The following is a 12013-nucleotide window of genomic DNA, read 5'->3' as shown; positions in this document are numbered from 1 at the left end:
ACCCCGGATTTTGCTATAATCCCATCGTCAAGATAATTTAGGCTGCATTAATGTAAATCTGGTACAAAGGGTGAAAATTGCCTGAATCAGAACTAAGCGCCACGCAGAGGGTAGCTGCGACCGACCTCGCTCCTAAAAATGAAACGGGAAAGTTTGTAACCGACCTCGATATTATTATTGTTAATTATAAAACCCCTGTGCTCTTGCGCGATTGTCTTAACTCTATTTTCGCCAGCCATTGCAACTTCGATTACCGGGTTTATGTAGTGGATAACGGCTCACAAGACGATAGCGCAGAGATGGTCAGGCGCGAGTTCGAGAATAAATATCCTAACCTGCATTTAATTGCCAGCCAAGAAAACGGTGGTTTCGCCTTCGGGAACAACCTAGCTTTGCGACAGGTTTGCCCGTTGTTCGCTGGTGCAACCCTTGACAGTTATAATCCCGGTTCAGGCTGTTGTCCCCAAGCACATTACGTTTTGTTGTTAAATCCTGATACCGTATTGCCACCCGATGCGCTGCAAATCATGTACGATTTTATGCAGTCTAACCCGCTGGCTGGCGCAGTTGGTCCGAAACTGGTGCGCGCTAATGGAAAACTAGATTTGGCTTGCCGCCGCAGTTTTCCCACTCCTGAAATTTCTTTCTGGCGTATGACCGGATTAAGCAAGCTATTTCCTAAAAACCGCCTGTTTGCACGTTACAACCTAACCTACTTAGACCCTGATAAGTTATATGAAGTGGATAGCGTATGTGGCGCATTTATGCTGGTGAGAGCTGAAGCGTTGGCACAGGTCGGCTACCTTGACGAGAAGTTTTTTATGTACGGTGAAGATTTGGATTGGGCTTTGCGGATAAAGAAAAAAGGCTGGAAAATCTTCTACAACCCCGCTGCTACTGTGCTGCACCTGAAGGGTGAAAGTAGTAAACAGCGTCCTGCCGGGGCAATCATTAATTTCTACCATGCAATGGATGTTTTTTACCGTAAGCATTACGCCAATCAAACCTTCTTTTTACTTAACTGGCTTATATATGGCGGCATTTGGGGCAAAGCCGGGCTTACCTTGGCAATTAATTATTTTCGCCCTAAAAAACAACGTCGCGTATCCTGATATATCAGTGGCAAATCTTGAGTAGTCAAAAATCAACCAAAAATATTCCTTCTGCCGGTTTAGAGGCACCACCTGTCCTCCCGGCAAATACACTGCTCACAGGTTTATCTGCTGCTGCCGATGCTTCTTCGGGGGACACTGATTTGGTTACTCTTACCAAATATCATAAGCTCGCTGGAGACTTCGCCCAAATCTTCGGTTTTATTACTTTGGTCATACTTGATATAGCGATGATTACGTTAGGTTTTGTGGCAGCCTACGGGCTTCGTGCCAAAGTACCTTTTGGTGGCCCGCTAATCACTTATTCTCCTACAAATTATGCAGTTATTTTGCCGGTAAGTGTAGCCACTGTTTTGATTGGCTTCTACTACCGACGGCTATACCGTCTCAAACGAGGATACAGCCGTATAGATGAGTTCTACCGCATTTGCGCTGCCGTTACCCTTGGGATAATTCTGGCTATTGCTTTAAATTCAGTGATTTTGGGCGGTAGTTTTCAATACTCGCGCCAGATTTTGCTTTACTCGCTGGTTTTTATAATAGTATTTACTACTCTAGCGCGTTTTATTTTTGGCGCAGTTCTTGGTTTCCTACGCCGTAAAGGTGTAACTCAAATAAGATTATTGCTGGTTGGAAGCGGTGAGGTAGCCGAGCGGATTGCTCGTAAGGTAGCCGAATCTCCCGGTTTGGGCTATCGGGTTGTTGGTGTGCTATCGGATGACCTGTTAGAAAATATTAGCAAAAACTTGCAGATAGTTGGTAAGCTAAACGATTTGCGTGAGGTTGTGCCTCGTTACCATGTTGACGAGGTTATCATTGCTATAAGTGGAGCTTCACAGGATAGCCTCTTAGGCTTTGTAGATAAATGCGAAGATTTGCCGGTAAACATTTGGATATATCCCGATGCGTTCCAATTGATTACAACTGACGATGGCGCTATCGGTGAGCTTACCGGTCTCCCGCTTTTGAGCGTAAAAGATTCTTCCTTGCGTGGCGTAAATCGTTTCATTAAGCGTGCAATGGATGTTGCTATCAGCGCTTTGATACTGATTTTTTCCTCACCCTTGCTGCTTTTGCAGGCATTACTAATAAAAGTTACCGACCCTAAAGGACCGGTTTTATACACGCAAGAGCGCGTAGGGTTGGATGGCAAGCCTTTTACTGTGTTGAAGTTTCGCTCGATGCGTGCTAGTTCCGAAAAAACCGGACCGGGCTGGACTGTCAAGAATGACCCACGCCGTACCAAAATAGGCACATTTATGCGCCGTTTTAGCCTAGATGAAATGCCTCAGTTTATAAATGTGCTAATCGGTGATATGAGTATCGTAGGACCACGACCGGAGCAGGTTTTCAAGGTAGAAGAATTTAGCCAAACCTACCCTCGTTATAGCCGTCGCCACAAAGAAAAGGCGGGTATAACAGGGTGGGCGCAGGTAAACGGTTTGCGTGGGGATACCTCTATTGAAGAGCGTATTCGCTACGACTTGTACTATGTAGAAAACTGGTCAATTCTATTCGACATTAAGATAATGCTAAAAACTTTGATAGTGATTTTTACGGATAAAAATGCGTATTAGGAGAAATAGATTATGCAAAAAGCGTCGCTTGGCTGCTTGCTACTGCACGGTTTAAGCTCACATATAAATTGCATCGACCCGGTTGTTGACCGCTTAGAGAAACTGGGTATTCCTTACCGAATGCCGGTGCTGCGGGGTCATATGTCCAAGCCTGAAGACTTGCAAGAGGTTAGTTGGCAAGATTGGTACGCCGATGCGGAAAAAGCCTTGAAAGAGCTGTTACAGGTGGCGGATAAGGTTGTAATTATAGGGCTTTCGATGGGCGGCGTTGTTTTGCTTGACCTAACACTTGCCTATCAAGAGCAATTGGCTGGTTTGGTGACTATCGTTGCTGCATTAAAATATTCTGACCCGCGTACGAATCTGCTGCCATTGCTGGCGCGTTTCCAGAAAAAGATAGTTTTCCAATTCAATCCCGCCGATTACTGTGACCCGGACATGCTAAAGACCAATCAGAACTATAAATGGATTCCTACCCACGCGGCGTTACAACTTTATCGCTACCAGCAACGGATGCGCAAGCCCAATTTGATGGCGCAAATTAAAATCCCCACGCTGGTGATTGCTACCCAGAAAGACCGCACCATCGACCCCAAAATTCAGCAATGGTTATACGATAATCTTGGTAGCACAGAAAAAACCTTGAAATGGTTTTACCGTAGCGGTCATGAAATGCTGCGGGATGGCGAAAAAACGGAAGTGCTGGACGAAATTGAAAAATTTGTGGCTAAATTGCACGACCGTGCTGCAAGCGAGTTAGGACAAAAACAAAAAGCATGAACGATACAGCCTCAAGTTGGCTTGAATTAGCGGTAGTGGCGGAAGCAGAAGCAGTGGAAGCCATTACCGAACTTTTTACACGCTATGGTTACAATCAAGGGGTGGTTATCGAAGAGCCAATAAAACCCGGTCCCGATGGTGGTGCGGAGATTGACCCCGAAGGTTTGGTGACGGTGCGCACCTATCTGCCGCTTAGCCCTGAAAATTCCGAAGAACAACAAGCGCAGGTTCAAAAACTGAGAGAAGGTTTGTGGTATCTGGGGCGAATGTTGCACATAGAGGCTTTGCAGGTAGCCGAGAAGCGCGAGGAAGATTGGGCTAATGCTTGGAAACAATACTATCAGGTGCATCGGTTGGGAAAACGCACCGTAATCAAACCACCGTGGCAGCCGTATGTCCCGGAAGCGGATGATATAGTGGTGGAAATAGACCCCGGTATGGCTTTTGGAACGGGCTTGCACCCTACCACCCGTCTTTGCCTTTTGCTGGCTGAAGAACAAATTCCCTTGCTATTAGCGCAAAAGGGTGATGAGCGCATTAAAGCTCTCGATGTCGGAACAGGTAGCGGGATATTGGCTATTGCTGCCGCGAAATTAGGCGCAACCTTAACAATTGGGGTTGATACCGACCCGGTAGCGGTACAATCTGCCGCTGAAAATGTTTCTCGCAACGGTTTGGAAGAGCGCGTAATAGTGGTGGCTGGTTCGCTGGCAGTGGAGAAAAGTATCGCTAGCGGCGGCTTTTACAGTTTCCCAGAGGATGCGCAGCGCGTACCGGAAGCCTTGATAACCAACGCGCCTTACGATGTGGTGCTGGCTAATATTATCGCGCGAGTGCTTGGGGCGCTGGCTAACGCCTTTGCGCTGGCGTTAAAGCCGGGTGGGAAGCTGATTGTAAGCGGTATTATTTCCGAGAAAGAAACGGAAGTAGTTCAGGCATTTGAACAGGTAGGGCTGAAGATATTGGAACGCCGCAGCGAAAACGATTGGGTGGCGTTGCTGGCAGAGAAAACCGCTTAAGCACCGAGTCTGGCTTTAAGCAATAACGGGGCAACTTTTTTAGGGGTAAAGAGCTTTTCAAGCTCGGTGCGGATAAACTCAGGTAATTTTTCGGGAGTGCGCGTAGCCTTTTTACCGGAAAGCCTGCCGATATAATCTCCGGGTAGTGGTTCAAACGCGCTCAAGTTAACCTGTTCATTCTCAATTTGCCTTACAATCGCTGCGCCTGCTGCCAGTTCGCGAATAGCTTTCACACCACGCGCGGGCAGGTTAAGGCGGCGGGCTATTCCGATAAGCCCTGCCCCTTCCTGCCTGAAAAACAAGTGCATTTGCGCCTGTTCAAGTAACCACCGCCCTGTCCCGTTTGCTCCAACTAGCAGTTCCTCACAATTATCGGCAATCGCCCAAATCTTTTGACCATGTTTTATTGTTTTAAAAAGACTCCCGGCAAAGGCTTTGTCTTGTAATAGCCAATCGGCTTCACTTACTATGCTAATATGGTCGGGCAGCCGTCCTGCTATTTCTGTAAAAACCCGTGTCATTATTGCTCGGCGCGTAGTTTCGGGGAGAACCTTAATCTCATCCGGTTCAAAGCCGAACACCAGCAATGGTTCATTAGGTTGGATTTGTTCGGTGGGAACTGCAAAGAGCCATGCTAAATCTCCATCCAGTACCAACCGTGAAAGCGCTTCTGCCAGTATTTCATTATTATCGACAAGGGCGCGTTCCCACAGCGATACAGGGGTTAGCGCAATATTCTCATATTGTTGGGCTACCACCGCTCCAAGTAACAGCGATTCCAGTCCAACGTCTCCTTTTAGTCCAAGCAGTTCGCTCAAAAAACACCCGGTATATTCAATCCATTTTTCGATTTGAGCGAGCGTCTGAAGTTTTTCAGGGTTGGCGGATAACAAATCGACAAATTGGTGAGGGCGTTGCCATGTCTTTAAACCGCCCAATTGCCGGGCAGTAACCAGCCATTTTCCAGAAGGATCAAAAACGCAAAATTTCTGCCCTTGCAGGAAACGCATCGCCATTAAATATTGCGTCATATTGTGGGCAGCCTCGTAATAACGGGTATCTTTTTCACCTAATAGAAAGAGGCTTAATTTAGAATCAGGTTTCAGGTAAAATGCTTCACCTGTTCGGCTGTACCCTGCCAGCGTGGTACATTCAACGCTAGAACCGGAAGTGGCGAGTTGTAGCAACTTACCGGCGGTAGGTACATTCTGACGTACTTGCTCAACAGCAGGATGTTCGCCCACTACAAATGGACGCGCCAGTTGGGATAGATTAATCGGCGCACAATCGCGCCACGCCAATTCCAACCCACTCTCCCCGCATACCCGGCGTGGGGTGAGATGTGCCTCCAGCAAAGCTATTTCAAAGTTTTCGACTTGCTCGGCAAAGTGTTCAGAATCGGTATATAGCGAAAAGCATAGGCTAACCTCGTAAAAACGTTGACCTTGATCTTCTAGCGTGGCAAGCCGTTTATTTACTTCGTGTAGTTGTTCGCTCAACTCACGGCTTGCATTTTTAGTACCAACATTTTCTGCACTTTCCAGCATTTCCAATAAGGCTGCACTTCTTTTTTCCAATACGGTTCTCAAGGCAGCGTCGGGTTTGCCGGGTGTAATATGTCCCACAATATCGAAGCGCGCATTTGCTAGCGTCTCATTTTCCAGAATCGGGCGCGTCCATCCTCCCTCTATCGAAGGGGGTGGCGCGACTAGCGTCCAATAAGCGCGGATATCGGTGGTTTGTAGGTAATCCTTATTACAGGCTGGTTCGAGATTAGTGCCGTATTCGTTTAGAAGTTTTTGAAGATCATCAGCACAAAGCGGGGTAGCATCACATGGCAAGTTGGTAAAGAGCAAGGCAAGTTGCTCCGCCATTGCTTCTTCACTAGGCGCACCGATCAGTAAGTAAAATTCCTGATCGGTTAAGCCGGCTTCCTCGACAGGGTATATCAGATTTTCCAGATAATCTTCCAGAAATAAATAAGCCGATTCTTCATCATTCAGGCGTTGTAATACTTGTTCTCGCAACTGCTCATAATGGCTTTTGAGGCTTCCCGGCTTACGGCGTAAAATATACTGAGCTGCTATCCCTTCAGGTAATGAGGCAGTCAGCTTGTGCCAAAAATCAGCCTCTTCTCTTTCATCAGTTAGTCCCAAGTTCAGGCGCGAACCTGACAAGCGCAATCCCCCGGTCAGAGTTTTTACCCCTTTTGTTTTTTTCTTTTCAGAAAAGAAAACGTATGGGGCACAATCCTGAGAAAGCTCAATTACCCCGAATCTCTCTTCACCTCCCGGATTCAGAACCGGGCGAACTTTGAGAAATCCGGGGCTATGGATGGGCAAATCACGTTTTGGTTGTGGCTTCGCAAAAATCATAAACTATACTCAGTTAAGGTTATCGGGTTATTTTGGCTAACTCCCGGAACGCCATTGCGCCACTAGGTTGTTTACATGCTTGATATAGGCGGCAGGGTTATTATTATCGGCAGCAGGCGCATAAACCGGAACAATTTTCTCAACAGTATTCAATCCCCAGCCGTCCACATACAGGTTTTTTATCAGCTTGTACCAATCCTCAATACCTGCATCCCATCCCGGATACTTGCGAAAACCTTGATAATTCTCATAACCGGGCGTGACGCGAATGTTGCCGATGGATTTGGTTACAGTAGCAATTCCTTGTGTCCCGGCTGAGCTTTCGTGGATGAAGAAAGCAAGCGCATATGCCGGATCGATACCATACTTGATACCCAAGTCGTACATAGTTCGTCCCATTCCGGTTGCCGGGGATTTGTAGTTTCCAAGCACCGAATCAATCTTTTCAGGGCTGATACTAGGTGCGCCTAAAATCGCGCCTGTTGCGTTTTGGCTAGTAATTTGCCCAACACTGCTTTGACCAAAAGTAGTGTAACGGGGCGCTTTCGCGGTGGCGTTCTGAATCCAGCCAAAAAAGCTTACTACCAAAAATAACCCCAATCCTATTGTAAAAACCCAGCCTAATGATTTACGGTAAGGCATGGTTTGGTATAGGTTAACCACCAGAGCTTTTAGCTCATGAAAGCTGCTTTGGAGCGAGGCTTGTTTAGGGCTGGTAAAAGCTGCTGAATGTAATGTCTCATTTATTTCATATTGTGCCCATTGGCGAGTATACGGTTGTGCTTGTAATGTTTCCTCATAAGTGTAGCTCCCCTTTGGAGCTACTTTGAATAGTTCAGGCTGGTAAATGACTTTGATACTTGCCGGACGGATAGCGGGAGGTCTTTTTCTCTCAACGTGCCGGGGTTTGTAATCTTGTTCTTCGTCATCCCAGTAATCCCATGTTCTGGCTGTAGCTTCTCGCCCCACTGAGAGCCTCCCTACTTTTTCATAATCCGACGAACTTCATCGCCAGATGCCGGGCGAAATTTGCCGCTATCGTTGATATAAACCAATTCTGAACCATCCACAGTTGCTATCAGGTCTACATGCCCATCAGTATTTACATCTTCAAGTCGGATTTTGACCGGAGTAAGGTCGGCATTTTTTCCAAAAAGGCGAGGTCCTTTAATTACAGTCATCTTTGATGTATCGCCACCGGGGATTTCGTAGATGTTAACTTCCCCATTGATGTTTTGCGCAATAAAGTTAGTGGGTTCCCCGGTTTGCTCGTTATGCCCTACCCAACCGCTAAGCTGCATAGTGCGTGGTCTGCCGTAAGTCATATCATCTTGCCAGATATTCCACCAACCGATTACAGTAGTTACCAGTAAAATGAGCATACTTATTGCCACTAACCCACCGATCACCCCCAACAGCATTTTGTAGGGCGCAATATTAGCTAGACTAAGTTTATCTAGCAGAGCAAAACGATTGTTTAGAGTTTTAGGTTGTGGGCGATTATAACGGGGCGCGGGTAACGCCATTCTTTGGCGGGGCATCATAACCTGAGGCGGTACATTGGCACGTCCCTGCATTGGTGGCGCTACGTTTGGCAGTGGGCGTGGCATATTGACACGGGCGGCGGCGCTTTCACCCTGACCGATTACATTAACCCTGTAAGCAGGCATAGCCATTCTTGCCGATCCTGGTACATTGGCATGTCGGGGCGGTAAGGTTTGATCCTCATCTTCCTCAAAATCATCACCATAATGCGAGTAATTACGAGCCGGATTAGCCATCATTTAACTCCTTTTAGGTTAGGACCTGCCTGTAGTTTGTGAGCAGTAGCAGGTGAGCATAGGTATAGGGCGAATTTCTAGTTTTATCCTAATTTTCCAGAACATAAAATCTAGCATACAAATGTTCTAATTACCATGTATATAGAACAATTATGCGGATTTGTCAAGAGGTTTTCCGCAAATTCGTTCTAAATTCATTTTGGGATTTCAAAGCTAATAGAAAATGCCTCTAGCGATAGAGGCAAAGAAAAAACACCTAGATTAAAAAGTTATTGAGGTTAAAATGCCAGAACGCTTACCACCAGCATGCCTGTTACGAAGAATATCTGGCTGTGTGAGTTATACCAGATGGCTTTTGCCAAAGGCTTTTCAAGAAACGCTTTCTGGTAAAATAGTTGCGGCAACATCAACAGCAAAACTACGCCTGCTGCAAGAAAATGGTGGTCGGCAAAAATGAGATACCCTATTACTACCAATTGTGCGCCATCTATAAGGGCGCATGTAATTCTGGCAGCAATCCGTGTGCCGTAAACCACCGGGACGCTTGGCAGTTTTAGCGCGTAATCTCCCACGATGCTTTTGAAATCATTAGAAATCATTATTCCGGTAGCACCAAGCGAATAGATTGATATTATAATCAATACGCGCGGATTGATTTCTCCAAAAATGCTGGCGGCGGCTAACCACGGGAAGGCAATATAAGAGACTGCGCTAGTAAGTGGACCAAGCCACGTAAAACGCTTGAGTCGAAGCGGTGGTGCGCTATAAGCGTGTGCTAAGCCTATTCCTGCCAGAGAAAGGAAAAACACTACTGTGCCAAGATAGTATGCCGATAATAAGCCTAAAAAGCCCAAGCATCCGATAATACGGTAGGTTTCCATCAGGGTGATACGTAGGCTTGGAATTGCTCTTGATGGTTCGTTAACCGCATCCACTTCCCGGTCGAAATAGTCATTTATTGCCTGACCCATTCCACACAGCAGCGGCCCGGATAAAATCAAACCGACTAATAGCTTTAACAGTATTTCTAGATCGAGTCGCAAACCACCCGACCCAACTGCACCACATAGGAATGACCATACTACTGGAACCCAAGTAATGGGTTTCATTATACTCAGATAAATACCCCAGCGCGGTTTGGCTACTTCAGCCGTTTTAACCTCTTGCGTTTTTCGTACAAGCACCTGTGCGCTTTGATTAACTTCGTATTCGGTATCGGTAGGGGTATCGGAAGGATTTATAATTTGCAGATGGGGGTGTTTTTTTCGCTCGTTGTTCATAGAATAAAAGGCTTTCTAATGGCAAAAAGACAAGATTTCTCAGGATATTGCTATGTTAGCATAGGCAATATCATAGTCCCGTAGTAGAGGCTACACCTACAACTTACAAGTTTGACGGTTTCGAACCTTGCTCGTAACGTCTTATTTAAAGCCCATTTGCTGTGAGGTGCAACCCGACACTTAAGCCGGAGCTTCCACCTTATGCGTCGGATTATCGTAGTCGCTATACCGTATCTCCGCATCGCTGCTGCCACTTTTAACCTGTACCAACACTACTTGAAAGGTTTGTTTATCATACTTGTAGGTCATGCGGGTTTTATTAATCGCTGTGCCTAATGCTGAATTGGGACTACCGGTTTCTATCACGAAAACACCCACATCCTTACCATCGAGCTTTTCATCACTTTGTGGATAAAATTGGCTACCGGCTAGGTTAGAGGGTATTACCTCATTCAGGCGTGCCGTTATGTCGGATAAGGATGTGTCGCCTGAGCTTTTCTGCCAACTCTTGCCGTCCACACTAAAGTAAAAATCCTTGCCAATAAGTACTACTTGAGCTTTTTGCCCCCCGGTTTCAAGATTCCCCGAAATGCGGTCGGGCTTAACAAACACCCCGCTCAAACTGACTCCGGTGGAAACCACTGAGAAGCGATATGAATTAGCTTTTCCGGTTGCTTCGAATACTTTCTTAAATACTTCCAGACTACCGGTGTAACTGCCGGATGCCGGAATAGTTATGACATTTGGGGGAATGGGGGTAGCAGTAGCATTGCTGATAGCGATAGTAGCAGCAGTAACCGCCCCGGTTGTTACTGGAGAAGTGGTCAATGGGCGAATAGTTGCATTTGGCGCAGGAGAAGGAGATTTTGCCGCTGTTGGGCTATTCTCACCGCAAGAAACAAGCAATATACAACAAATTATTAGTGGCAGAACGTAGATTTTCTTCAATTTGATCTCCCCATATTAAGTACCATATTTGTATCGCTTAGTTTAGCTGCTTGCGGCTCAGATTTCAAGAAAAACAAAAGAGCAGCCCACTGACTGCTCTTGAAACTAATCTATTTCTAATTATGCCTAGCGATTGGCGTACTGACGTTGGTAGTATTCTTGGAACTCTCCTGATTTAAGCGGTCGCCACCACTTCTCGTTTTTCAGGAACCACTCGACAGTTTGGCGCATCGCCGTTTCAAAAGTGAATTGCGGCTCCCAACCCAATTGGCGAATTTTGGTGGTATCCAGTGAATAGCGTCGATCATGACCGGGGCGATCTTTAACGTATTTGATAAGGTCAAGCGGTTTTCCGGTCAATTCAAGAATCTTATGAGTTATTTCAAGGTTGGTGCGTTCGTTACCACCACCTACATTATAAGCTTCACCGAGTTGACCTTTGTGTAGTACCAAATCTATACCGCTGCAATGATCTAGCACATAAATCCAGTCGCGAATCTGCTGTCCATCACCGTAAACCGGAACCTGAATATTGTCGATTACGTTGGTGATAAAAAGCGGGATAAGCTTTTCAGGATACTGATATGGTCCATAATTATTGCTACCACGTGTAATCAGCACCGGAACGCCATAAGTGACATAGTAAGCATGCGCCATAAGCTCACCGCCCGCTTTACTGGCAGAATAGGGGCTGCGTGTTTCGAGGCGATCGCCTTCTTTAGAAGAACCTTGCGGAATATGTCCGTAAACCTCATCGGTGGAAATTTGCACAAAACGTTCTACCGCATATTTTTTGGCAGCTTCCAGAAGTACAAAAGTGCCGTAAACATCGGTCATGATGAATTGACCGGGCTGTTCAATTGAGCGGTCAACGTGGCTTTCGGCAGCAAAATTCAAAACGTATTGGCAATCTTTCATCGCCTGATCAACTGCTACCGGGTCGGCAATATCGCCTTTTACAAAGGTATAGCGATCCCCATAATTTTGTTCAATATCTGCCAGATTTGCCAGATTACCGGCGTATGTTAATTTGTCTAGCACTACTACGTGGTAATCAGGGTATTTTTCAAGCATATAGCGGACATAATTCGAGCCTATAAAGCCCGCACCGCCAGTAATTAAGACTTTCTTCATAAAGCTG

10 protein-coding genes are annotated in these 12013 nt (G+C 46.2%); 4 read left to right on the top strand and 6 right to left on the bottom strand.

Annotation, left to right across the window (positions count from 1 at the left end):
- Positions 1 to 77: 77 nt before the first annotated feature.
- Genes OZ401_RS11930 through prmA form a run of 4 tightly spaced genes read left to right on the top strand, consistent with a single transcriptional unit; the run spans position 78 to position 4488 of the window.
- Positions 78 to 1112, top strand: coding sequence for a glycosyltransferase family 2 protein (locus tag OZ401_RS11930; protein ID WP_341468466.1), 1035 nt, complete (start codon positions 78 to 80; stop codon positions 1110 to 1112).
- Between the two features lie 17 nt (positions 1113 to 1129).
- Positions 1130 to 2689: an undecaprenyl-phosphate glucose phosphotransferase gene (locus OZ401_RS11925; RefSeq protein WP_341468465.1), complete on the top strand. Its 1560-nt coding sequence runs from the start codon at positions 1130 to 1132 to the stop codon at positions 2687 to 2689.
- 12 nt (positions 2690 to 2701) lie between these two features.
- Positions 2702 to 3469, top strand: coding sequence for an alpha/beta hydrolase (locus tag OZ401_RS11920; protein WP_341468464.1), 768 nt, complete (start codon positions 2702 to 2704; stop codon positions 3467 to 3469).
- On the top strand, positions 3466 to 4488 hold the full coding sequence (gene prmA / locus OZ401_RS11915; RefSeq protein ID WP_341468463.1) for a 50S ribosomal protein L11 methyltransferase: 1023 nt from the start codon (positions 3466 to 3468) through the stop codon (positions 4486 to 4488). The genes OZ401_RS11920 and prmA overlap by 4 nt, the downstream gene beginning before the upstream one ends.
- Here the strand turns inward: prmA and OZ401_RS11910 are convergent.
- The 6 genes from OZ401_RS11910 to rfbB form a co-directional block, all read right to left on the bottom strand.
- Entirely contained in the window at positions 4485 to 6863 is a 2379-nt protein-coding gene (locus OZ401_RS11910) for a hypothetical protein (RefSeq protein WP_341468462.1), read from the bottom strand. The genes prmA and OZ401_RS11910 overlap by 4 nt on opposite strands.
- 36 nt (positions 6864 to 6899) lie before the next feature.
- Positions 6900 to 7832, bottom strand: a complete 933-nt coding sequence (locus OZ401_RS11905) for a glucosaminidase domain-containing protein (RefSeq protein WP_341468461.1) — start codon at positions 7830 to 7832, stop codon at positions 6900 to 6902.
- Positions 7833 to 7843: 11 nt separating this feature from the next.
- Positions 7844 to 8647 carry a hypothetical protein gene (locus OZ401_RS11900; RefSeq protein WP_341468460.1) on the bottom strand — a complete coding sequence of 268 codons (804 nt, stop codon included), beginning with the start codon at positions 8645 to 8647 and terminating at the stop codon, positions 7844 to 7846.
- Between the two features lie 275 nt (positions 8648 to 8922).
- The gene (gene chlG, locus OZ401_RS11895) at positions 8923 to 9924 is read right to left on the bottom strand and encodes a chlorophyll synthase ChlG (protein ID WP_341468459.1); all 1002 of its coding nucleotides are present in this window, start codon (positions 9922 to 9924) and stop codon (positions 8923 to 8925) included.
- A gap of 180 nt (positions 9925 to 10104) precedes the next feature.
- Positions 10105 to 10872 (bottom strand): hypothetical protein, encoded by a 768-nt coding sequence (locus tag OZ401_RS11890; RefSeq protein ID WP_341468458.1) that lies wholly within the window; start codon positions 10870 to 10872, stop codon positions 10105 to 10107.
- Positions 10873 to 10998: 126 nt separating this feature from the next.
- Positions 10999 to 12006, bottom strand: coding sequence for a dTDP-glucose 4,6-dehydratase (gene rfbB, locus OZ401_RS11885; RefSeq protein ID WP_341468457.1), 1008 nt, complete (start codon positions 12004 to 12006; stop codon positions 10999 to 11001).
- Positions 12007 to 12013 lie beyond the last annotated feature (7 nt).

Source organism: Candidatus Chlorohelix allophototropha (genome assembly GCF_030389965.1).
Taxonomy (GTDB): domain Bacteria; phylum Chloroflexota; class Chloroflexia; order Chloroheliales; family Chloroheliaceae; genus Chlorohelix; species Chlorohelix allophototropha.
This window is presented reverse-complemented; position numbering and strand designations above follow the sequence as displayed.